Consider the following 22,278-nt stretch of genomic DNA (forward strand, 5'->3'; position numbering starts at 1 on the left):
TTTGATACAATCTATGCCGTCAGCTCGTGATACATGCTTTGGTTTCTTAAAAATAAAGATACCTTATACAGCGTTGACAAGGCAGACTGCGTGCGTTCATAATAAAGAAAATACAGAATCATCCAGACTCGGACAGCAGGAAAAATTGAAGAGGGGGAGAGACGGTGAAAACAATCATCATGATGGGGGTCATTGTCACTTTTTTAGTATCAATTTTTACCGCAGGGTACGATAGCAAGCCGGGAAAAGAATAAAAAGAAAAGGGTGCTCCCTCCTGAGAGCGCCCTTTTTCTTTGTAACAGAACAATGTTTTACAACTTAATTCTTTTCATCATTTTTGAATGCTGATCGCATTCGCATTTGTTTTCAAACTCAACTGTGCCGATTTTACAGCCCGGCCCGATAACAACTTCTTTCCCTCTGACAACCGCCGCCTCAGTATTTTCCAAATAGATTTTATCTCCTTCAATCAGCTCCGCAGTTAGTTTCGCTTTTTTTCGCGTAAAAAAGCGCGCACGTTTTTTTACAGTAATGGACGTTCCGCCTATTTCCCGAACCCGGCTGGCATCATGGCTCAATCCGATATCAATCTCGCCTGCATTCAACAAACCTGTTACGTCCACACAGCCAGTGATATGAAACGATTCGATTTCACAATCGCCTTTCACGCTGAGCTTTCCTTTTGCTTCACACGAATCCCCTGCCATATTGCCGCCGATCTCAGTCAGACCCTTCAGCTTCAATCGGCCAACATGAAGAGCTCCTCTGACTTGCATCGTCCCATATATGCTGATTTTGTCCGCAGTCAAATCGCCTTCAAACTCGCTTTCTCCGAATACTTTCAGCCGTTCAGTCTCCGCGTTCCCGAGAAAACGGCCTGTGCCGTATATGCGGCAGCCTGCAGCGGACAGTCCTTCTCCAACCGTACCTTCACCTTTGATGCTGACATGGTGATAGGCGCCTCCCGCAGCGTGCCCGGCACCATATAATTTTAAATTCCCTAATTTTACTGTTTCCATATGATCCTCCTTACATTCTTGTGTACATGCCTACCGAAGCGTTCGGATCACAAGTATAATCACCGCTGTATTCCACGGTCTCAATCCGGCAGTTCGGACCGATTTTCACTGTGTTTCCCCGCACAGTCTTGGCGTTCGTATTTGTCAGCTCAATCACGTCCCCCTCGATCAGTTCAGCCGTTAACACAGGGGTCGGCATCAGCTTCAGCAATGTCAGCATCCCTTTTCTGCCCGTCACTTGAAGATGGCGGCAGCCGATTTCCCGCACATAACTCTCTCCGGAAGAAAGCTTGATATTCACCTGATCAGCATTTAAAAGACCGCTGACTTTGCATTTCCCTTCGGTCTGAAATGTTTCCGTTTCACAATCAGCTTCCATGACCGCCTTTCCGGTGATCACAATGTCATCAGCCTTGACTGTTCCGCCAAATGTTGACGATCCCGCAACCTTCAATTGTTTAGCGGCGGTATCACCTTGAATAAAGCCTGTTCCATTCATGCGGATGGATTCTGCTTCAACATCCCCATGAATTTTCCCTGAGCCGCTGATGGTTACTGTTTTTGCCTTGACGCTCCCATCCGCTTTACCGGTCCCGTTAAATGAAAAAGTGTCACACTCCACGTCTCCGGCCACAGTTCCGCTGCCATTAATCTCAACTGATTGAAATTTTCCACCCTTTGAACTCCCCGTACCGTTTATCACCAGATTATCCATTATTTCCATTGATGGCCTCCTGCATATATTTTGTCTTTAGTTCCTCTGAAGCATTTGCTAAATCCACTCTTTCGACAATCTTGACGGACGACTCAAAAAGGATGCTGTCTGCGGCAGCCGCTATAAAACAAGTCGTTACACCCAGCTTGCGTAAAATGATCAGTTCCGTCTGCTTCTTGATCTCCGCTGTATCATACTTCCTCAATACCTCAGCAGCCATTTTCGCTTCTTCCAAGCTGACATTTCCGGACTGCAAAAGCCCTTCAAGCACATACAGCGACAACAGATCCCGAGAAGAAAACACCGTGTCAGCTCCGCCTTCTGAAAAGACATGGAGAGCCGGCTTTGATATCAAACCTTTCGTCAGCAATTCATCAGCTGTCATGCTCACATCCTTCATTTTCGGTGACAGCATCTCCCGCATCTCATCCAAAGACAAATTTTCTTTCATCTTTTGAATGATTGAAATGCGCTTTAAAATATCCTCTCTAGGAAAAAACGTCTCTTGCCCTGTAAATGTAGATTTACGTATAAACCACTCCTCAGGGATTAAATTTTTTCGTTTCCATCGATACAGCTGACCGTAAGAGATGGATGTTTCTTCAAGCAATTCTTTTTTAGAGATTAATTGATCTTCCATAAGTCCAGCTCCTTTGATGGATACATTGTAACATAACACTGTTACGTTGTTAAGCCCAGAATAAAGTTCCATAACACAAAAAACCCGCCCATGAACATGAGCGGGTTTTTCACTATTTTAAATCTCGGTAATTTTGCTGACGCAGCGCCTCATACACAAGAATCGCTGCGGTATTGGACAGATTAAGCGATCTGACATGCTCTGTCATCGGAAGACGCAGGCATCGGTCCATATTATTTTGAATTAATTCCTTTGGCAAGCCGCTTGTTTCTCTTCCGAACACAAAGAAATAATCCTCGTCAATATCTGTATAGTCAAAAGATGTATGCGGCTTTTGGCCGAATTTCGTGATGAAGAAAAACTGCCCTTTTTTATATGCCTCAAACAATTCTTCTAACGAGTCATGATACACCACGTTTACAAACTCCCAATAATCAAGTCCGGCGCGCTTCAGCATTTTATCATCAGTTGAAAAGCCGAGCGGACGAATCAGGTGGAGCGTTGTATCTGTTGCTGCGCAAGTACGTGCGATATTCCCTGTATTAGCAGGAATTTCTGGTTGATATAAAACGACATGTAATGCCACTGTGTTCACCTCTATTTTTCTTATCCGCCCATCATTATATCATTAATTACTCTTTTGTCGTATCATCAACGATATGAAAAAAGGCATATCGGATAGACGGTGTGTATGCAGTTGAATCCTCGTATGACCAATACCTCATCCGGCTGTCATAGGACTGGGCGTTGACTAGCGGCATATTGCCTTTGTCCTTCGCCACCACAATCGTTGTGTGATTAAACCGGCCGTCTCCTTCAAAATCATAGCAAATCACATCACCCGGCACCAGCTCTTCCGCTGATTTCACCCGAACCGCTCGAAGGCCGGCCTTGGAATTCGTCAAATACATTTTCATCGAGTGCGCCACCGTCCAGCTATAGCTCCACGAGCTTTGTTTCATCCACCAGCCAGATCCTCTGTTCGGGTGACCGCGCATTGGCGCTCCTCCTGCATGAAGACACTGAGAAATAAAATTCGTGCAATTATCGCTGAAATTTTTATAAGCCAGATTACGCTTGTTCCAATATTTTTCGGCATATTGTACCGCTCCGAGCCGGTCATATTGAAAAGCTCGGCCAAACGCTTCCCTTTCTTCCTGTGAATAGTCAATAATGCTTTGGCCTTCACTAAACCCCGCCGGTTTTTTTATCACTTCCTGATCCTTAATCAGAATTTGATCATAAACAAAAGCGACTCTTTCTTCTATCTGCTCTTCCATATACAGACTGTCATCCTGCTCCTTGTATAGATATTCGAAGTGTATGATATACCTGATGCAGGCGGTTCCGTCATCCTCAACCTGCACATAGTCAATGACAGCTTTTGCTTTCGCTTTTATCATCTCAATCTTACGTTTTTCCAGAAGCTTTTTCTTTCGTTCCATGACTTCCAGGTCTCCGACTTGAGGCTCCTGTCTCAGATCATGCCCGTTGACCAGATAGCTGAGACGCTCCTCCGCTAGTTGTTCTAATATGTGCTTCAAGCTCACCCCACCCGACATACTTTTTTATAGAGAAAAAACACTTGGCTGCATCTCAAGTGTTTTTTCCTTCTGCTCTATACGTATGTCAGGACAAGACTTATTTAGTCATGCCGGCTTTTAGCAATTCAATTCCTTTTTCAATTTCCTGCTTTGCCTCTTCATCATTTTCGTTTTTCAGTGCTTTTTCAAGCTCCTCCGCGTATGTGTTGTCTCCGATTTTCCCGATAGCCCAGGCAGCCGTTCCCCTGATTACCGGGCGCGGATCTTTATGCATAAGCTCCGTCAGTTCAGGCAGTGCGGAGGTGTCTTTAAAGTGGGCAAGCGCCAGAATCGCATTCCGCTGAATCGGTTTTTTTCCGCGCCACGAGCCTGAAACATGTCCGAATTTCTCTTTAAATTCACGGTTGCTGATGGTTAAAAGCGGCTTCAATAACGGTTTTGCAATCTCGGGGTCCGGTTCCATTTCAGGATGCAGATGAAAATCCTTCCCTTTATTGATTGGACATACCGTTTGGCACGTATCGCATCCATACAGTCGGTTTCCGATTTTTGTGCGGAATTCATCCGGCAAAAGTCCTTTTGTCTGGGTCAGAAAAGATATACAGCGCTGAGCGTTAAGCTGCCCAGGGTTCACAAGCGCTCCCGTCGGGCAAGCATCTAAACATTTGGTGCATGATCCGCACATATCCTCAATCGGCACATCCGGCTCGAAAGGTATATTTGTAATCATTTCCGCCAAATACACATAAGACCCGTACTCTGGCGTTGTAATCATACAGTTTTTGGCGCTGAACCCAATTCCGGCCCGTTCCGCCACTGCCCGATCAGACAATTCACCCGTATCGACCATTGATTTTGTCCTGATATCCTCATGCTTGCTTCTCAGAAAATCCTCCAGAAGATCGAGCTTTTCCCGCAGGACGTCATGATAGTCCTTTCCCCAGGAGGCTCTGCAAAAAATGCCTCTGCGCTCAGTTCGCGTGCTTCTTGGCGCATCCTTCATTCTCGAAGGATAAGCAAGTGCAATGGCCACGATTGATTTCGCTTTCGGCAAAAGCAGCGTCGGCGTCACTCTTTTTTCAATATCAGGCTCTTCAAAACCGGAAAGATATCCGAGTGACTCCTGAAGAATCAAACGGTCTTTTAAACTGTCAAATGTATCAGCGGTCGTAAAACCGATCTTGTCCACGCCAATGCTTTTCGCGTATTCAATTAATTCTTCTTTCAGCTGATAAACGTTCATGGTTTGCGCAGCCTCCTTTCTTTGTGATAAAACAATAAGCCGTTGTATAATAGGTTGATATCCCGTAATTGGAGTGAATGCATGTGAATATCAAACTTGATCCTGTTATTACTGAACGCGCGGCAGGAATAAATGCAGCCGCTGTGATATATGAAAATATTGAAGTCGGCTCCTCTCCGCAAATGCTGAAAGGCAGACTTCGTTTATTTCAAGAGTCCCTGTTTTTTGACTATGCGGACGGCGGAATTTCCAGCCAGCCTTTCGTTAAAGAATGGCAGACAATCTTTAAGCAGCTTGACCCTTCATTCGAGGGAGAAAAAACGCCGATGGAGCAAATGCTGATCCCGATCTCCAAAGAACAATTCATGGAAAGCGAGGATTCAGCCCATGATACCATACATTTTTTCGCGTTAAAATATTCTCTCCCCATAATGATCTATGATGCCGGAAAGCTTCAGGAGCCAGTCCGGATTTCAGTAGGAGAAAAAGATAACATACTGATTTATTCTGATGAAGACGGGGTATTCGGCGATTTCAAAACCAACGTCAATCAAAAACCCGTCACAGCAGATACAAAAAGCATGCTGCAAATCATCTTTTTCCCGCCATCGATTGAAAAAGAAAACGCCGTTAACCTATTAACATCATTAACGAAAATGTTTGAACAAATTCACGGCGGCGGCCATACAGTACATTGGCTTACGTAAAAGAACACGAGATTCGTGTTCTTTTACACATAAAAAAACGCAATACTTCGTTTATCTGAGAAACGAAACACTGCGTTAATAACGTATGTATGGAGCGGGTGATGAGAATCGAACTCACGACATCAGCTTGGAAGGCTGAGGTTTTACCACTAAACTACACCCGCATTTGTGATTGGCGATGTCAGCACCGCTTTGACTTTTATTATGTTACACGTTTATTAATTTTTCGTCAAGAGAATATAAAAAATTTGTCGAAAGAAATTTTTATTTTTGCAATGTTGTTAAGTTTCATTTACATAATGTTAAATAAACTATACAATGGAAGAAAGTGAGAATGTGAAGGTGGCAGACGTCATGATGAAAAATAAAGTGAAAGAACTCAGAGCGCGCTTCAGCTATTCTCAGGAAAAACTCGGAGAAACGGTCGGCGTCACGAGACAAACGGTTGCAGCAATTGAAAAAGGAGACTATGTTCCCTCACTGTTATTAGCATTAAAAATCTGCAAAGCCTTCTCCATGAAAATGGAGGATGTCTTTTGGCTAGAGGAGGAAGACTAATATGGGCATGAAAACAAAAGCAGCATTTCACCTCGTTTTGTTCGGCCTTGCATGCTGGACACTGATTGCATACTTTGAAGCTTCGGGAGGCATTGGAGCCTTTTTCAGCACAAGGAACGGCCAGATGATGTTTGAAATAAACATCACTCCGTTTATTCTTTTTATTGTGGCAGCTGCAGTTTATATCTATTTACAAAAGAAAAGCCGACCTGCGTCAAAAAATCTCCTGCTGCCAGATGAATTTGAGGAACAGGATGAAAGAGAGCAGATGATGACCGCAAAAGCCTGCCGTGCGTCATACATCGCCGTCTACTTTTCACTGCCTGCCGCCGCTGTCCTGCTCATTTTTTATCCGCTGTTTCAGTCACACATTCCCTTTTTCCCTATTATTATCGTGTTTATCATCATGATCATCCAGCACATATCCTACGTCATTTCCTTCAAGAAAAATGAAAAAAACTCCGGCGCGGTGTAATCGTCCGGAGTTTTTTCTTACCAGCTTGCTTTTTTCACACCAGGAATTTGGCCTTTATGCGCCAGCTCCCTAAATGCAATTCTGGACATTTTAAATTTTCTCATATATCCTCTCGGGCGGCCCGTTACCATACAGCGGTTATGCAGTCTTCCCGGTGCTGAATCTCTCGGCAGCTTGCTGAGTGCTTCGTAATCTCCTTTTGCCTTTAACTCTTGTCTGATAGCAACATATTGTTCAACAAGCTTCTGGCGTTTTAATTCTTTTGCCACTTTTGATTTCTTAGCCAAGAAAAAGCCTCCTTTAAATCGTAATATTTACGATTTAAAATGTATCACGATATATTCTAAAATGCAAGCACACCGCTCGGTAAAACAGACGGCCGAAGCCGCCCATTCTATTTATGCAATTCAACATAATAAAGCAGAGCATCTTTATGTTTGATCAGTTCATTTTTGTTTTCAGAGGTTTTCATTGTACCGTTAGAATCCTTTATGCTGCTGCCGATCAATACCGGTTTCCCAAAAGAAATTGGCTCCGCTGATGATATATTTTGAGTCATTTCCTATGCAGCGCTGACGTCACGCTGAAACGATGAAGCAGCCGTGCTGCTCCCTTGTTCATCAACAATGCCAAAGTGAACGGTGCTCATTTTTTTTCTGATCTTCCTCATTCTCAAAATAAACAAATTGTAATGTAGCGGGATTTTCTTCCGTGTAATCAGCAGTTACCGGACCTATCGTTTCAACAAGCTTTCCGTTTGGGTAATGTTCAATGTACATGTCCGCCTCAGAAATGCTTTCATTGATATTAGTCACTTCAGCAGCGAATGAATGCGGAGCCGCAATCTTCATTCTGTTTTTTTCAATATCTGAAACATCTGCCTCTTTGATTTCCATGTGCTTCGTATTTCCGCATGCAGACAGCACGACCAACAGAGTAACGGCACTTATAAGTATTCTCAGGAAAAACAGCCCCCTTTTTTGATTATCATACCATGCTCGGAGGCTGTGTTTTCACTTAAACTGACGCATGATTCTCTTTGACAAAATAAGTGTTACCGACGGCTTCTCCTCTTTTTTTCTGAAGTTTCCTTGTCCGCTCATTTTCGAACGGCAAAAGCGGGAAGACGAGCTCTGCAAAATAGTACGCTTCTTCTAAATGAGGATAGCCGGAAAAAATAAATGTTTCAATGCCGAGGGCCTGGTACTCCGCTATGCGGTCGGCAATGGTCTGCGGATCTCCGACAAGAGCTGTGCCTGCCCCTCCTCTGACCAGGCCGATACCCGCCCACAGATTCGGGCTGATTTCAAGCTTTGTCCGATCGCCTCGATGAAGCTCCGCCATCCGCTTTTGACCCGAAGAATCAGCACGGCGCAAAGCGTTCTGTGCTTTGGCAATCGTGTCATCATCCAAATGGCTGATTAAACGCTCAGCCGCTTCCCACGCCTCATGTTCTGTTTCACGGGCGATCACATGCAGCCTAATGCCGAACCGCACTGTTCTTCCCTCTTTTTCCGCTTGCTTTTTGACTCTCTCAATCTTTTCTTTTACCTGTTCAGGCGGCTCACCCCACGTTAAATACACATCTGTATGCTTTGCCGCGACTTCAATTCCAGCCTGTGAGGACCCGCCGAAATAGATGGGCGGGTGCGGTGCTTGCCGCGGCGGGAATAGCAGATTGCTGTTTTCCACTTTTATATGTTTTCCTTCATAGGTAACCGTTTCTCCGCGCAAAAGCCCCCGCCAAACAGTTAAAAATTCGTCCGTTGCTTCATATCGCTCATCATGACTGATAAACAGTCCGTCCCCGGCTAGCTCGTACGGATCGCCCCCTGCCACAACATTAATCAGCAGCCGTCCATCTGAAATGTGATCTAAGGTAGAGGTCATTCTGGCTGCAAGAGAAGGCTGCATTAACCCGGGCCGTACCGCGACTAAAAACTTTAAGTCTTTTGTTTCTCCCGCTAACGCCGAGGCTGTGAGCCAAGGGTCCTCGCACGATCTTCCCGTCGGCAGAAGGACTCCTGTATACCCCAGCCTGTCAGCAGCCTGCGCCACTTGTTTAAAGTATGCATGATCCGCCGTCCGTCCATCACTTTCCGACCCTAAATACCTTGTGTCTCCATGTGTCGGAATAAACCAAAGAATGTCCATAACAATCTCTCCTTTTCGTCTATTTTCCCTCGTAACTGTTTCTCCACTTTAATAGCTTTCGTTCAAGCAGCCTGACAAAAGAATCCGTCAGCTTTCCAACCACCGCAAAAATGATAATTCCGGCAAACACTTTATTTGTTTGTGAAAATTGTCTGGCATCCATGATCATATAACCGACCCCAGAGCTTGAACCCATCAGCTCCGCTACAACAAGCCCAAGCCATGCAATACCCAGCGATAAGCGAATGCCGAGCAATATATTGGGCAGGGATGCCGGCACAATCACTTTTGTCATCTGCTGGTGCCATTTAAATTCAAGCACCCGGGCAACTTCGAACAGCTTAGCGTCAACTCCGCGAATGCCGTTAAATGTATTGATATACACAGGGAAGAAAGCGCCGAGCGCAATCAGCAAAATTTTCGATATTTCATCAAAACCGAACCATAAAATAAACAGCGGCGTGACAGCCAGATGCGGAACGGTTCTGAGCATTTGCAATGATGGGTCAAGATACAATTCCGTCCGTTTTGAAAATCCGGCCAAAATTCCGATCAAAAGCCCAAGCCCCGCACCAAGTACAAAACCAAGCGCTGCCCGGTATATACTGATTTGCAGATGGCCAAAGAGCTCGCCTGTCAAAATGAGCTCTTTAAACGTCAGCAAGATCGCAACAGGTGTTGGGAGCACTGTCGCCGACACGATGCCAAGACTGCCGATCACCTGCCAGATGGCTATGATCACAGCAGGCAGCAGAAGCCCCTTTGCCCACCCGTATTTGATTCTATGGGGCTTTCTTTGTATCGCTTCAGCATTTGCTTTCGGCAGTGAACCTGCAGCCTCTGCTTTCATGATGGATCACCTCCAGAGACTTTTTCCTTTAACGCTTTTTTGATAAATGAATTATCAACAACTTCTCTCACATCAATTTTCTTATCTATCGCTTTTGTTTTATATTGAAAATCCGCTGTCTCCTGCTGCGCTTTTATAATGTCTTCACGAATAACCTCATTCAGAGGCTCCGTATTTTTCAGCACATTTTCAACGACCTTTTTATCGAGATCTTTTATTTTTGCATACAAGTCAGCCGCTTCACCCGGATGTTCCTTTTGCCATACAACCGCCTGATTAAATACCTTCAGAAAACGGACCACTTCGTCTGGATGTTCCTTAGAAAATGTTGTTCTAACTAAGGTAAACCCTGGTGAATATAAATCGGTGCTTTCCCCGTTCACAAGAAGTTTCGCTCCGTGTTTGATTGTTTCTAAGGATAGGTACGGCTCCCAGATGGACCAAGCGTCAACCGAACCGTTTTCAAACGCAGAGGCCGCTTCATCAGGCTGCAGCTGAATAATGGTCACGTCATCAGCTGACAAGCCTGATTGGTCAAGCGCTTTATACAAAAAGTCAAAGCCGCTGCTGCCTTTCGCTACAGCAATTTTCTTTCCTTTTAAATCTTTGACCTCCTTAATCCCGCTGTCTGGATTCACAAGTATGCCGTTCGCCTTTAATCCGTCCTGAGACAAGCCGATTTCTTTAAAATCAATGCCTGCCGCCTGTCCAGCGATCACTGGTGAATTGCCGACTTGAGAAAAGTCAAGTTTATCTGCTGCAAGCCCTTCAAATTGTGGCGGCCCGCTTTGAAACTCCACCCATTTCACCTTGATGCCTTCTTTTTCAAAAGCCTCTTCAAACCAGCCTTTTTCCTTGGCAATTAAAAGCGGGCTTAAGCTTTGCTGTATCCCGATCCGAATTTCTTTCAATGGTTTTTTATCACCGCTGGCTCCATTTGCTCCGCACCCTGCCAGCAGAAAAAAAATAGATGCCAATACAATGATTCCTTTTTTCATATCTGCTTCAGCCCTTTCTATATCCCTGATCCTTCTGCATACTCAAAGTCTTCTGTTTTTTCGAATTCCGACAGCACTTTCTGTCTGATCGCTTGGAAATCAGGTGTCGTCCTGTTTCGGGGATAAGCCAGATGAATTGGCATCAGCTTATGAATTTTTCCCGGTTTGGCTTTTAGGATCGCAATCTCATTCCCTAAATAAACAGATTCATCTATATCATGAGTGACGAGTATCATCGTTGTTTTTTTCCTCCGCCATATATCCAGCAGCACGTCTTGAAGGTGTTTTCGAGTAAACGCGTCTAACGCACCGAACGGTTCATCCAAAAGCAGCACCTCCGGCTCCCGCAGAAGAGCTCGTGCGATGGCCACTCTTTGAGACATACCGCCCGACAGCTCACGCGGATATGCTTTCTCCGATCCTTTTAATCTGACAATCTCGATCAGTTCATCTACCTTCTGTTTGACTTTTGGATCTTTCAAATTCAAATCGGCGGCAATATTCTGCTCAACCGTCAGCCAAGGAAAAAGACGGTGTTCCTGAAAAATAAATCCTTGCTGAATACCTGGTGCAGTCACATGGCGTCCGTTAATTTCGACACTCCCGCTAAAATCAGAATCAAGTCCTGCAATTATCTTTAAAAGTGTGCTTTTTCCGCATCCGCTCGGTCCGATGATCGTTAAAAACTCACCCGGTGCAATTGATAATTGAATATTCTCCAAGACCGTAGTTTGGCGGCCTTCTTGAGCAAATGCTTTTTCCTTGATGTTGATAGTCACAGCCACTTTTATCCCTCTCCTTCTGCCAACCCCGCCTTCTAAAAAAACAAAAAGGCCCCCATCTCTGTTTTTGTAGAGATGAGAGCCTTCGGCGGTCCGATCAGCTGCCCAATTGTTTTTTTGTTTGAATATCATGTTAATTCAAATTATTCCGATATGTCAACTCTTTTTTGTTCAGTTTTTTTGGATGAATGTTTATCACTTACTTTTCATATTCGCAAATAGCGCTTATTTCTATGAACCCTCGATCATCTCTATTAAGCTGTTCTGCCAAGGGTTTTCTGCTTTTTTTAATAGTTTTTATCGCATTATACAAATGATTATTTTATAATCATTATAAAATGATATTGACTTTTTACTTAGAGATGATATTATGTTCTTATCAATTCCAAGAGGTGATGACATGAGTTCAAATAAACTGACAACTAGCTGGGGAGCTCCAGTTGGAGATAATCAAAATTCAATGACTGCCGGTTCTCGCGGACCAACTTTAATCCAAGATGTACACTTACTCGAAAAATTGGCCCATTTTAACAGAGAACGTGTTCCTGAGCGTGTCGTTCACGCTAAAGGTGCAGGCGCACACGGTTATTTTGAAGTGACAAACGATGTAACAAAATATACAAAAGCTGCTTTCTTATCAGAAGTCGGCAAACGCACACCTTTGTTCATCCGTTTCTCAACAGTTGCCGGTGAACTTGGCTCTGCTGACACCGTTCGCGACCCGCGGGGATTTGCTGTTAAGTTTTATACAGAAGAAGGAAACTATGACATCGTCGGCAACAATACGCCGGTATTCTTCATCCGCGATGCGATTAAGTTCCCTGATTTTATCCATACACAAAAAAGAGATCCAAAAACACACTTGAAAAATCCTACAGCTGTATGGGATTTCTGGTCACTTTCACCGGAATCTCTACACCAAGTGACGATCCTGATGTCTGACCGCGGAATTCCTGCTACACTTCGCCACATGCACGGTTTTGGTAGCCATACATTCAAATGGACAAATGCCGAAGGCGAAGGCGTATGGATCAAGTATCACTTTAAAACAGAACAAGGCGTAAAGAACCTTGATGTGAAGACAGCAGCAAAAATTGCCGGTGAAAACCCGGATTATCATACTGAAGATCTGTTCAATGCAATCGAAAACGGCGATTTCCCTGCATGGAAATTATATGTGCAAATCATGCCTTTAGAAGATGCAAATACGTACCGCTTCGATCCGTTTGATGTCACAAAAGTATGGTCTCAAAAAGACTATCCGCTCATTGAAGTCGGCCGTATGGTTCTTGACAGAAATCCGGAAAACTACTTTGCAGAAGTAGAACAAGCAACATTCTCACCTGGAACACTGGTCCCCGGTATTGATGTATCACCGGATAAAATGCTTCAAGGGCGTCTGTTTGCGTATCATGATGCGCATCGCTACCGTGTGGGAGCAAACCACCAGGCCCTGCCGATCAACCGCGCACGCAACGAAGTAAGAAACTATCAGCGTGACGGACAAATGCGCTTTGACAATAACGGCGGCGGCTCCGTCTACTACGAGCCAAACAGCTTCGGCGGACCGACTGAGTCACCTGAGGATAAACAAGCGGCTTATCCAGTACAAGGAATGGCTGACAGCGTAAGCTACGATCACAATGATCACTACACACAAGCCGGCGATCTCTACCGTTTAATGAGCGAAGAGGAACGCACCCGCCTTGTAGAAAATATCGTAATTGCAATGAAACCGGTAGAAAAAGAAGAAATCAAACTCCGCCAAATCGAGCACTTTTACAAAGCTGATCCTGAATACGGAAGACGCGTAGCAGAGGGCTTAGGTTTGCCGATTAAAAAAGAAGTTTAATAGCATAGAAAAAAACCCGCTGTTTAGGGACTGACCCCATAAGATGAGACAAATAAAAAACACCTTCAAGTTTGAAAACGGATAGTTGTTATCCTTAAATAAGACTTGGAGGTGTTTTTTGTATGGGAACAAGAATGAGTTATCCGGTTGAAGTTAAGCAGAAGGCTGTAGAAATGAGATTGGCAGGCGTGCCTATGAAAGAGATCATGGAGAAATTAAAAATTAAGAATAAGACACAGATTCAGACATGGGTTAGATGGCATAAGGCTGGGGATACACATCGATTTGAACAGCCTGTTGGTAAGCAATACACTTACGGAAAAGGTCCGGAGAATTCTTCCGAATTAGAGAAACTGCAGGCAGAGAACCGTTATCTGAGACAACAAAATGAAGTTTTAAAAAAGTACAACGAATTGGAAAGGAAGTTGATAGCCAAACGTCAGTCGAACTTGTAGAAGTATTGCACGGCACAATGACCGTACAGAATATCTGTGTTCATTTAGGTATCTCACGAGCGTCTTATTATCGTTGGAAGAAGAACCTGATGAAAGATCATCCCAAGTGCCATTTGGAAAAACAAATCGGCACGTTGTGCCGAGAGCACAAGTATCGATATGGATATCGAAAAATTACAGCTATATTAAAAAAGGAAATGCGTATTAACCATAAAACGGTTCAGCGTATCATGCAGAAAAATCAGTGGCAGTGCCGGGTTAAGGTGAAAAAGCGCAAGAAGAATGGGCAGCCATATGCCGTGGTTGATAATATATTAGATCGGAACTTTCAGTCCGATCATCCTCTTGAAAAACTAGTAACGGATATCACGTATTTGCCTTATGGACAGAAACAATTGTACCTTTCCAATATATTGGATGTATACAATGGAGAAGTAATTGCTTTCACGATTGGAGATAAGCAGGACACAGACTTTGTCTTAAACACACTTGATCAACTGCCAACACTGCCTCAGAACTGCGTGTTACATAGTGACCAAGGATCTGTGTATACATCTTATGAGTATCAGAAAGCTGTTAAAACAAAAGGCATTACCATGAGCATGTCCCGCAAAGGGACGCCCGCTGATAATGCCTCCATCGAATCGTTTCATTCCTCACTAAAGTCTGAAACGTTCTATCTTAACAGCATTAATCGAACCACGACCGCCATCGTAGAACGCACTGTCAAAGAATACATTTATTATTATAACAACATTCGTATTCAAACGAAACTAAACAGCCAATCACCGATAAGCTATCGGCAATTGGCTGTATAAAAGGTGTTTTGATCCCTGTCTCAAAAACAGGGGTCAGTCCCTTTATTCAGCGGGTTTTTTACATAGATTTACGGATTGCCGTATGCTTCTCATCAATCTTCATATAAATTTTTTCCATTAACTCCTCACTATTCATTATCTCTCGCTTGTTCTTTTCAATAAGAAGCGCCAGCGGCAGCATCTGATTGCCATATGTTTTTCGTTTTCTGAAGCGTCTTCTCCCTTTCTCTTTTTTGGTTCCCATCATTTCTCCCTCCTTTAAAAATAAAAAAGGCTCTTATCTCAAAAGATAAGAGCCTTCGGTGATCCGATCAGCAAATGTTGGAAATGTATATTAGCTATTTTTAAACGTATTCAATTCGGCCTGTCAATGACTTTCTGTACTGTTACTTATAAAGTTTGCTCCCTTGATTCACAAATTCCTCGGCTTTTTCTTTCATGCCTTCTTGAATGGCATCCCACTCATTAAGCTCTTTGTCTTTGGCATAATCACGGATATCCTGAGAAATTCTCATGCTGCAGAATTTCGGCCCGCACATCGAACAGAAATGAGCCGTTTTCGCCCCTTCAGCAGGCAGGGTCTCATCATGATATTCAAGCGCTCTTTCCGGATCAAGCGACAGGTTAAATTGGTCTCGCCAGCGGAATTCAAAGCGGGCTTTTGATAAAGCGTCATCTCGTATTTGCGCTCCCGGATGCCCTTTTGCAAGGTCAGCCGCATGCGCCGCAATTTTGTATGTAATAACCCCTTCCCGCACATCTTCACGGTTTGGCAGCCCGAGATGCTCCTTCGGCGTCACATAACAAAGCATGGCCGTACCGTACCAGCCGATCATCGCCGCTCCGATCGCTGATGTAATGTGGTCGTAGCCCGGTGCAATATCCGTCGTCAGCGGCCCTAGCGTGTAAAAAGGCGCTTCTTTACAGATTTCCATTTGTTTATCGACATTCTCTTTGATTTTATGCATCGGCACATGACCCGGCCCCTCAATCATCACCTGAACATCATGCTTCCAGGCAATTTGCGTGAGTTCTCCGAGAGTCTCTAATTCAGCAAACTGCGCTTCGTCATTGGCATCGGCAATTGACCCTGGGCGAAGCCCGTCTCCAAGAGAAAAGGCAATATCATATGTTTTCATAATTTCACAGATTTCTTCAAAATGAGTATACAGAAAGCTTTCCTGATGATGAGCCAGACACCACTGGGCCATAATCGCTCCGCCGCGTGACACAATTCCCGTTGTCCGTTTAGCAGTTAGCGGCACATATCGCAGCAAAACACCCGCGTGAATCGTAAAATAATCCACACCCTGTTCAGCCTGCTCAATCAGCGTGTCACGGTAGATTTCCCACGTTAAATCCTCCGCTACACCGTTTACTTTTTCAAGCGCTTGATAGATCGGAACGGTGCCAACAGGAACCGGGCAATTTCGGATAATCCATTCACGTGTCGTATGAATATCTTTCCCCGTGGAAAGATCCATCATTGTATCTGCTCCCCAGCGAATCGCCCACGTCATTTTTTCCACTTCTTCTTCAATCGAAGATGTAACCGCTGAATTTCCGATATTCGCGTTAATTTTCACATGGAAATTTCGGCCGATAATCATTGGTTCACTTTCCGGATGATTAATATTTGCTGGAATAATCGCCCGGCCGCTGGCTACTTCCTCTCTGACAAATTCGGGAGACACATGCTCACGAATAGCGATAAACTCCATTTCAGGGGTAATTATCCCCTTTTTCGCATAATGCATTTGAGTGACATTTTGGCCCGTTTTCGCCCGCAGCGGTTTCCGTTTTAACCCGGGATAGCTTACATTAGGGTTAGCCTTTTTATAGCCGTTGTCTTCTGGCTTCACAGCACGTCCATCGTATTCCTCAACATCGCCGCGCCCGGTGATCCACTTGTGCCGAAGCGGTTTTAAACCTTCTTGAATATTAATTTTTACATCGGGGTCCGTATACGGTCCGCTTGTATCATAGACACGAACCGGCGCGTTTTCCTCTTCGCCGAATGATCCTGTCGTCGGACTGAGTTCAATTTCTCTCATCGGCACTTGAATATCCGGCGAAGCCCCCTCTACATATACTTTTTTACTCCCTGAAAAACTCGACATAATGGAAATGTTGGCTTGCTGCACTGAATGATTTTGCATCACTTATCCTTCCCCTCTCTTAGTTTGAAAGGACAAAATCAAGCCCATAACCAGCACAAAAAACCGGATTCAATTGAATGAACCCGGTTACAGTCAGAAAGAAACATATTATTGCAGTATTCAGCAATAATAAAAACAATTCCTCTACTTCCCCACGCTGGTACGAACCAGATCAGGTCCAAAGGGTTAAGAAGCATATCTTCTCTCTCAGCCCGTCAGCGGGCACCCCCAGTAACTATTAATTTCGCACTTATCGTATCATAAAAACAAACTGAAAAAAAGAGCAATGTATAAAATATTCAGCAAATTCAAGACAAATATGTAATCGGCAATGCTATTTCAGAGATTTCATTTTCATGAATCACCACCTGATACGCATTTGCATCAGATCTTGAACTCACAGCCTGAAAAAAATGATCATCAATAAAATGAAGAGCTGCTCCATCATCCGCCGCATAACCGCTGCTCAACGCTTTCTCTGATATCATGTGATGATATGTAGGTCTCCGATCCTTTTCTCCATCATAATGAGGACAAAAACTGCCTTGCAAAAAACCCAAGCTTTTCAAACCGGTCAGCGGTCCGGCAGAATCCGTCACACCTTCTTCAAACCAGCAGATCGCACCTGCACTTAATCCCGCTAAAATAATCCCGTTCTCCCAAGCTTTTTTCAATATGTGATCCAGTCCCCACTCCTTCCACAGCACCAGCAAATTTCTTGTATTTCCCCCGCCGACATAAATCACATCTTTCTCCATAATAAAGGAGGCTAAATCTGTTGTCGGCGGCTTAAATAAAGACAAATGAGACGGGTCACAATCAAGCTTTTGAAAAGCATGGTAAAACCGCTGAACGTAGTTCTCCGCATCCCCGCTTGCCGTTGGCAAAAAACAAATGCGAGGTGAGGGCTGCTTTGACTGATTAATGATAAATTGATCAAGAACGAGATGATCTGGTTCCATTGAAAAACCTCCGCCGCCCATCGCAATAATCTGTTTCATCATCCACTCCCCCAAGAAAATATGTTACCCATTATAGCACTTTCGCATAAAAGCATGATACAAGGTAAAAATACCTTTGAATCAGGAGGTGACCGAAAAAATGGAACAAGACCGTTTGGCAAACCACGAAACAGTTGATTTACACGAAATCCTCAACTTCAAAACCGTATGTTTACTTAAATCAAAAATGATGCAGGGACTGGTGTTCGATCAGGAACTGAGAGCCCTTATGGAGAAGGATGTACAACAGTCTGTACGGGACGTAACTGAGCTTCAGAGCCTCTATCAAAAGGCCCCGACAATAACAGGAGGTGACTATCATTGAACGATTTCTTAGACCCGAAAAACGCAAAAGGCATGCCTGACCTTGCTGATTCAGCACTCGCCCTTGATTTCTTAATTTCCGTAAAAACCGGCATCAAAAATTATGCTGTCGCCATCACGGAAACCGCAAGCCCAGAACTCAGAACAGCATTGCGCAATCAATTAGACGCAGCTATTTACCTGCACGGAGAACTATCACAGCTCATGATGGAAAAAGGCTGGCTTTTCCCTTCTGACTTGGACAAACAATTTCAAATCGATATGAAATCAGCACAAACAGCTGTTGATATCGCCGGGCTAAAACTTTTCCCCGATAACACGAACCGTCTCGGAACATTCGCAACGCCCGATCACTAAACAATAAGGAGACATCATGAATGAAAGCTGTTACGTATCAAGGCATTAAAGACGTCCGCGTCAAAGAGGTAAAAGCGCCAGAAATCAAAAAACCTGATGATATCATCGTCAAACTGACAACCACAGCAATCTGCGGATCTGATTTACACTTAATTCACGGCATGGTTCCCAATTTTCCTGAAGATTATATCATCGGCCATGAACCAATGGGCATTGTTGAAGAAACAGGCCCCGACGTTCACAAGGTTAAAAAAGGCGATCGTGTCATCATACCGTTTAACGTCAGCTGCGGCGAATGTTTTTTCTGCAAAAATCAGCTTGAAAGCCAATGTGACAATTCAAATGCAAACGGCGAAGTCGGCGCTTATTTTGGCTATTCAGACTCAGCAGGCGGCTATCCCGGAGGTCAGGCTGAATACATGCGCGTCCCCTATGCTAACTTCACTCCCTTTAAACTTCCTGATGACTGTGAAGTAGAAGATGAGAAATTGGTATTGCTTTCAGACGCTATGTCAACAGCCTATTGGAGCGTAGACAACGCAGGAGTAAAAGAGGGAAATACCGTCATTATTCTCGGCTGCGGTCCTGTCGGGCTGCTCGCGCAAAAATTCGCATGGATGAAAGGCGCCAAAAGAGTCATTGCAGTGGATTATGTAGACTATCGCCTTCAGCACGCCAAAAAAACAAACAATGTAGAAATCGTTAATTTCGAGCATCATGAAAACGCCGGTTCATATTTGAAAGAAATCACACAGGGCGGTGCAGATGTCGTCATCGACTGCGTCGGAATGGACGGCAAAATGTCCCCGCTTGAATTTCTCGCCACCGGTGTAAAAATGCACGGCGGAGCCATGGGTGCGCTGGTAACGGCGGCACAGGCTGTCAGAAAATGCGGCACAATTCAGGTGACAGGTGTGTACGGAATGAGATACAATGCATTTCCATTCGGAGACATCTTCCAAAGGAACGTAAATATTAGAACCGGCCAAGCCCCCGTCATTCATTATATGCCGCACCTGTATGAACTGATTGCTACAGGTAAAGTAGATCCGGGCGACATCATTACACATGTTCTGCCGTTAGATCAAGCAAAGCACGGTTATGAGGTGTTTGATACGAAAACAGACGGAGCCATTAAAGTGCTTCTTAAACCATAAAAAAAGACGGTCTCTCATTTTGAGAAGCCGTCTCTTTATTTTATTGCTCCACTCTTCGTAATGCTTCGTTTACTGTTTCTTTTATAAACGCATCTTCTCCGGTTAAACTGTCTAATCTGAGTTCACCGCTTCTCAGTCTTTCTGAAAGATTGTTAATGTCCTCCTCGACTGTGATTTGCAGCTCACCAGCTAAAAACATTCTATGTAATTCATCAGCGACCATCGTTTCTTTATTCATTCACGTCTCCTCCTTTACTTAAGCATCACTTTTAGTCTGTCCCTCAGATAAACGAATATAGGAAAAAAGGTTCATTTATTTCAAAATAAATGAACCTTTTTTCCTTCTTCCCACGTATAACTGTTGAGAAAAAGAAAAAGGGGAAGATCTAATATGTCATTTTTTAAGAAACTTGCCGCAAGTGCCGGCATCGGCGCAGCAAAAGTCGATACCATTTTGGAGAAAGATGCGTATTGTCCAGGAGAAGAAGTCCGCGGAACTGTACATGTAAAAGGCGGGAAAATCGCCCAGGATATCCGTTATATTGACTTACAGCTCAACACAAGATATGTCATTGTAAAAGACGATGAAGAGCACCGGAAACACGCAACAATTCATTCTGTTCGGGTAACTGGTTCATTCACCATTCAGCCTGGAGAAGAACACCAATTTCCGTTCTCCTTCATCCTGCCTCTTGATACACCGATTAGTGTAGGGAAGGTAGAAGTCGCAGTAGTGACAGACCTTGACATTCAAGGCGGTATTGATAAATCAGATCACGATCGTATCTTCGTAGAAGCACATCCTTGGGTTGAAAATGTATTAGAAGCAATTGAGAACCTTGGCTTCCGTCTTAACGAAGCAGACTGTGAACAGGCATCTTACTTCAAGCGCCGTCTGCCTTTCGTTCAAGAATTTGAGTTTGTTCCAACATCAGGCTATTACCGTCAGATGCTTGATGAATTAGAGCTTATTTTTCTTCTAGAGGAAGACGGTTTAGAAATTATTTTCGAAGTCGATCGCCGGGCAAGAGGCCTGCGTGGATGGCTGGAAGAGATGTATAATGACGGAGAGCAGCTCGTACGTGTCCGTTTCAGACAATCAGAGCTTGATGATATCGAACAACTTGAAGAGGTCTTAGAAGAGATCATCGACCAATATGCTGAGTAAATAACAAAAAGGAGCCTATGCTTATTAATATAGGCTCCTTCTTTTAATAAAAACAAAACCCCGTTTCTTACATAAGTAAGAAACGGGGTTCTTTTGTATACCGGTGGTCGGGGTCGAACCGACACTCCAGAAGGAACACGATTTTGAGTCGTGCGCGTCTGCCAATTCCGCCACACCGGCAAGTTTTACGTCGTATCTAACCGACGAATATAAATATATCATGGATATGATAAAGTGTCAATGTATTTCAAAAAAGTTTTTTGGAAAATATAATAATAAAGGGCCAAAGCGACTTTCTATGAAATACAGCCCAATGCTTACATCGACACTTTCATACAATAAAAAAATGATCTACATAAGTAGATCATTGATATGATTAGCTTCATTATATTTTCAAACACAAACACCAATTTAACTTATCAAGTAAGTAAAATTGGTGCCGAGGGCCGGACTTGAACCGGCACGGTAGTCACCTACCGCAGGATTTTAAGTCCTGTGTGTCTGCCAATTCCACCACCCCGGCAAAAGAAAGGCGACACCCGGATTCGAACCGGGGATAAAGGTTTTGCAGACCTCTGCCTTACCACTTGGCTATGCCGCCGTAATTGGAGCGGAAGACGGGATTCGAACCCGCGACCCCCACCTTGGCAAGGTGGTGTTCTACCACTGAACTACTTCCGCATCTTAAGGGACTTGATACATTATATTCAATTGATATAAAAAAGTGATACTGGGCTAGCTGGATTCGAACCAACGCATGACGGAGTCAAAGTCCGTTGCCTTACCGCTTGGCTATAGCCCAATGATAATATGGGGCGATTGATGGGAATCGAACCCACGAGTGCCAGAGCCACAATCTGGTGCGTTAACCACTTCGCCACAACCGCCATAATCTCAAGATGTCATAAATTTGGCAGGGGCAGTAGGAATCGAACCCACACCGGAGGTTTTGGAGACCTCTGTTCTACCGTTAAACTATGCCCCTATAAATGGTGGAGGGGGGCAGATTCGAACTGCCGAACCCTGAGGGAGCGGATTTACAGTCCGCCGCGTTTAGCCACTTCGCTACCCCTCCACATTAAGTTTTGAAAAAACAGTGCCGGCAAGAGGACTTGAACCCCCAACCTACTGATTACAAGTCAGTTGCTCTACCAATTGAGCTACACCGGCATAGGTGGTGGCTCGGGACGGAATCGAACCGCCGACACACGGATTTTCAGTCCGTTGCTCTACCAACTGAGCTACCGAGCCTTATTATTTAAATGGCGGTCCGGACGGGACTCGAACCCGCGACCTCCTGCG

At 44.3% G+C, this 22,278-nt stretch carries 23 protein-coding genes, 11 tRNA genes, 2 pseudogenes and 1 riboswitch; of the genes and pseudogenes, 9 read left to right on the forward strand and 27 right to left on the reverse strand.

Annotation, left to right across the window (positions count from 1 at the left end; genetic code table 11):
- Window positions 1-311: 311 nt before the first annotated feature.
- The 6 genes and pseudogenes from WA325_RS16970 to queG all read right to left on the reverse strand — a co-directional run bounded on the left by WA325_RS16970 (window position 312) and on the right by queG (window position 5,161).
- Entirely contained in the window at window positions 312-1,019 is a 708-nt protein-coding gene (locus WA325_RS16970) for a polymer-forming cytoskeletal protein (RefSeq protein WP_024120687.1), read from the reverse strand.
- A 10-nt stretch (window positions 1,020-1,029) separates the two neighbouring features.
- Window positions 1,030-1,743, reverse strand: a complete 714-nt coding sequence (locus WA325_RS16975) for a bactofilin family protein (RefSeq protein WP_326325264.1) — start codon at window positions 1,741-1,743, stop codon at window positions 1,030-1,032.
- Window positions 1,734-2,374: pseudogene (locus WA325_RS16980) on the reverse strand (YhbD family protein). Before WA325_RS16980 ends, WA325_RS16975 begins: the two are co-directional and overlap by 10 nt.
- 112 nt (window positions 2,375-2,486) lie before the next feature.
- Window positions 2,487-2,969: a tRNA (uridine(34)/cytosine(34)/5-carboxymethylaminomethyluridine(34)-2'-O)-methyltransferase TrmL gene (trmL, locus tag WA325_RS16985; RefSeq protein WP_081638260.1), complete on the reverse strand. Its 483-nt coding sequence runs from the start codon at window positions 2,967-2,969 to the stop codon at window positions 2,487-2,489.
- 37 nt (window positions 2,970-3,006) lie between these two features.
- Complete coding sequence (locus WA325_RS16990) at window positions 3,007-3,936, reverse strand: amidase domain-containing protein (RefSeq protein ID WP_336183975.1); 930 nt, start codon at window positions 3,934-3,936, stop codon at window positions 3,007-3,009.
- Between the two features lie 79 nt (window positions 3,937-4,015).
- Window positions 4,016-5,161 carry a tRNA epoxyqueuosine(34) reductase QueG gene (gene queG / locus WA325_RS16995; RefSeq protein ID WP_336183976.1) on the reverse strand — a complete coding sequence of 382 codons (1,146 nt, stop codon included), beginning with the start codon at window positions 5,159-5,161 and terminating at the stop codon, window positions 4,016-4,018.
- A gap of 83 nt (window positions 5,162-5,244) precedes the next feature.
- Here queG and WA325_RS17000 point away from each other — a divergent pair, with 83 nt between their 5' ends.
- Window positions 5,245-5,868: a hypothetical protein gene (locus WA325_RS17000; RefSeq protein ID WP_105955249.1), complete on the forward strand. Its 624-nt coding sequence runs from the start codon at window positions 5,245-5,247 to the stop codon at window positions 5,866-5,868.
- Window positions 5,869-5,958: 90 nt separating this feature from the next.
- Here the strand turns inward: WA325_RS17000 and WA325_RS17005 are convergent.
- Window positions 5,959-6,032 (reverse strand) — tRNA-Gly (locus tag WA325_RS17005).
- 193 nt (window positions 6,033-6,225) lie between these two features.
- Here WA325_RS17005 and WA325_RS17010 point away from each other — a divergent pair.
- A complete protein-coding gene (locus WA325_RS17010; protein WP_010333491.1) occupies window positions 6,226-6,426 on the forward strand; it encodes a helix-turn-helix transcriptional regulator in 201 nt (66 codons plus the stop codon).
- Window position 6,427: 1 nt separating this feature from the next.
- On the forward strand, window positions 6,428-6,901 hold the full coding sequence (locus WA325_RS17015) for a hypothetical protein (RefSeq protein ID WP_105955248.1): 474 nt from the start codon (window positions 6,428-6,430) through the stop codon (window positions 6,899-6,901).
- A 17-nt stretch (window positions 6,902-6,918) separates the two neighbouring features.
- Here WA325_RS17015 and rpsN read toward each other — a convergent pair whose 3' ends face one another.
- From rpsN to WA325_RS17045, 6 genes and pseudogenes are all read right to left on the reverse strand, one after another.
- Window positions 6,919-7,188 carry a 30S ribosomal protein S14 gene (gene rpsN, locus WA325_RS17020; protein WP_024120680.1) on the reverse strand — a complete coding sequence of 90 codons (270 nt, stop codon included), beginning with the start codon at window positions 7,186-7,188 and terminating at the stop codon, window positions 6,919-6,921.
- 107 nt (window positions 7,189-7,295) lie between these two features.
- A pseudogene (locus tag WA325_RS17025) lies at window positions 7,296-7,827 on the reverse strand (hypothetical protein).
- Between the two features lie 91 nt (window positions 7,828-7,918).
- The gene (ssuD, locus tag WA325_RS17030) at window positions 7,919-9,055 is read right to left on the reverse strand and encodes an FMNH2-dependent alkanesulfonate monooxygenase (protein ID WP_105955247.1); all 1,137 of its coding nucleotides are present in this window, start codon (window positions 9,053-9,055) and stop codon (window positions 7,919-7,921) included.
- Window positions 9,056-9,074: 19 nt separating this feature from the next.
- Window positions 9,075-9,908, reverse strand: coding sequence for an ABC transporter permease (locus WA325_RS17035; protein ID WP_081638258.1), 834 nt, complete (start codon window positions 9,906-9,908; stop codon window positions 9,075-9,077).
- Window positions 9,902-10,903 (reverse strand): aliphatic sulfonate ABC transporter substrate-binding protein, encoded by a 1,002-nt coding sequence (locus WA325_RS17040; protein ID WP_336183977.1) that lies wholly within the window; start codon window positions 10,901-10,903, stop codon window positions 9,902-9,904. Before WA325_RS17040 ends, WA325_RS17035 begins: the two co-directional genes overlap by 7 nt.
- A 17-nt stretch (window positions 10,904-10,920) precedes the next feature.
- Window positions 10,921-11,688, reverse strand: a complete 768-nt coding sequence (locus WA325_RS17045) for an ABC transporter ATP-binding protein (RefSeq protein WP_105955245.1) — start codon at window positions 11,686-11,688, stop codon at window positions 10,921-10,923.
- A 397-nt stretch (window positions 11,689-12,085) separates the two neighbouring features.
- Here WA325_RS17045 and katA point away from each other — a divergent pair, with 397 nt between their 5' ends.
- Window positions 12,086-13,537, forward strand: coding sequence for a catalase KatA (katA, locus tag WA325_RS17050; protein ID WP_059293190.1), 1,452 nt, complete (start codon window positions 12,086-12,088; stop codon window positions 13,535-13,537).
- 122 nt (window positions 13,538-13,659) lie between these two features.
- Window positions 13,660-14,810, forward strand: a protein-coding gene (locus WA325_RS17055; protein WP_336183978.1) for an IS3 family transposase whose coding sequence is annotated in 2 segments (ribosomal slippage) — window positions 13,660-13,933 and window positions 13,933-14,810 — 1,152 coding nt in all. Because the reading frame shifts where the segments join, the coding sequence is not laid out codon by codon here.
- A 58-nt stretch (window positions 14,811-14,868) separates the two neighbouring features.
- On the opposite strand, the gene WA325_RS17060 is transcribed toward WA325_RS17055, so the two are convergent.
- From WA325_RS17060 to WA325_RS17070, 3 genes are all read right to left on the reverse strand, one after another.
- On the reverse strand, window positions 14,869-15,054 hold the full coding sequence (locus WA325_RS17060; protein WP_024120673.1) for an FbpB family small basic protein: 186 nt from the start codon (window positions 15,052-15,054) through the stop codon (window positions 14,869-14,871).
- A 142-nt stretch (window positions 15,055-15,196) separates the two neighbouring features.
- Window positions 15,197-16,969: a phosphomethylpyrimidine synthase ThiC gene (thiC, locus tag WA325_RS17065; protein ID WP_336183981.1), complete on the reverse strand. Its 1,773-nt coding sequence runs from the start codon at window positions 16,967-16,969 to the stop codon at window positions 15,197-15,199.
- Between the two features lie 132 nt (window positions 16,970-17,101).
- Window positions 17,102-17,209: riboswitch (TPP riboswitch) on the reverse strand.
- Between the two features lie 68 nt (window positions 17,210-17,277).
- The gene (locus WA325_RS17070; RefSeq protein WP_248338514.1) at window positions 17,278-17,970 is read right to left on the reverse strand and encodes a Type 1 glutamine amidotransferase-like domain-containing protein; all 693 of its coding nucleotides are present in this window, start codon (window positions 17,968-17,970) and stop codon (window positions 17,278-17,280) included.
- Between the two features lie 100 nt (window positions 17,971-18,070).
- Between WA325_RS17070 and WA325_RS17075 the strand changes: the two genes are divergently transcribed.
- From WA325_RS17075 to WA325_RS17085, 3 genes are read left to right on the forward strand one after another with little or no spacing between them, the layout of a single operon-like run.
- Window positions 18,071-18,295, forward strand: coding sequence for a hypothetical protein (locus tag WA325_RS17075; RefSeq protein ID WP_024120670.1), 225 nt, complete (start codon window positions 18,071-18,073; stop codon window positions 18,293-18,295).
- Window positions 18,292-18,651, forward strand: a complete 360-nt coding sequence (locus tag WA325_RS17080; protein ID WP_010333479.1) for a spore coat protein — start codon at window positions 18,292-18,294, stop codon at window positions 18,649-18,651. The genes WA325_RS17075 and WA325_RS17080 overlap by 4 nt, the downstream gene beginning before the upstream one ends.
- A gap of 20 nt (window positions 18,652-18,671) precedes the next feature.
- Window positions 18,672-19,808, forward strand: a complete 1,137-nt coding sequence (locus WA325_RS17085) for a zinc-dependent alcohol dehydrogenase (protein ID WP_059293194.1) — start codon at window positions 18,672-18,674, stop codon at window positions 19,806-19,808.
- Between the two features lie 40 nt (window positions 19,809-19,848).
- On the opposite strand, the gene WA325_RS17090 is transcribed toward WA325_RS17085, so the two are convergent.
- Window positions 19,849-20,046 carry a hypothetical protein gene (locus tag WA325_RS17090; protein WP_010333477.1) on the reverse strand — a complete coding sequence of 66 codons (198 nt, stop codon included), beginning with the start codon at window positions 20,044-20,046 and terminating at the stop codon, window positions 19,849-19,851.
- A 153-nt stretch (window positions 20,047-20,199) separates the two neighbouring features.
- Between WA325_RS17090 and WA325_RS17095 the strand changes: the two genes are divergently transcribed.
- Entirely contained in the window at window positions 20,200-20,976 is a 777-nt protein-coding gene (locus WA325_RS17095; protein WP_336183979.1) for a sporulation protein, read from the forward strand.
- A 98-nt stretch (window positions 20,977-21,074) separates the two neighbouring features.
- On the opposite strand, the gene WA325_RS17100 is transcribed toward WA325_RS17095, so the two are convergent.
- The 10 genes from WA325_RS17100 to WA325_RS17145 form a co-directional block, all read right to left on the reverse strand.
- Window positions 21,075-21,156: transfer RNA gene (locus WA325_RS17100), tRNA-Leu, on the reverse strand.
- 254 nt (window positions 21,157-21,410) lie between these two features.
- A tRNA-Leu gene (locus WA325_RS17105) sits at window positions 21,411-21,499 on the reverse strand.
- A 7-nt stretch (window positions 21,500-21,506) separates the two neighbouring features.
- A tRNA-Cys gene (locus tag WA325_RS17110) sits at window positions 21,507-21,577 on the reverse strand.
- Window positions 21,578-21,582: 5 nt separating this feature from the next.
- Window positions 21,583-21,657 (reverse strand) — tRNA-Gly (locus WA325_RS17115).
- Window positions 21,658-21,706: 49 nt separating this feature from the next.
- Window positions 21,707-21,778 (reverse strand) — tRNA-Gln (locus WA325_RS17120).
- A gap of 9 nt (window positions 21,779-21,787) precedes the next feature.
- Window positions 21,788-21,863, reverse strand: a tRNA-His gene (locus WA325_RS17125).
- A 24-nt stretch (window positions 21,864-21,887) separates the two neighbouring features.
- Window positions 21,888-21,961 (reverse strand) — tRNA-Trp (locus WA325_RS17130).
- A gap of 5 nt (window positions 21,962-21,966) precedes the next feature.
- Window positions 21,967-22,051 (reverse strand) — tRNA-Tyr (locus WA325_RS17135).
- A 22-nt stretch (window positions 22,052-22,073) separates the two neighbouring features.
- A tRNA-Thr gene (locus WA325_RS17140) sits at window positions 22,074-22,146 on the reverse strand.
- Between the two features lie 5 nt (window positions 22,147-22,151).
- A tRNA-Phe gene (locus tag WA325_RS17145) sits at window positions 22,152-22,227 on the reverse strand.
- Window positions 22,228-22,278 lie beyond the last annotated feature (51 nt).

The organism is Bacillus sp. 205(2023) (assembly GCF_037027485.1).
Classification (GTDB): Bacteria; Bacillota; Bacilli; order Bacillales; family Bacillaceae; genus Bacillus; species Bacillus halotolerans.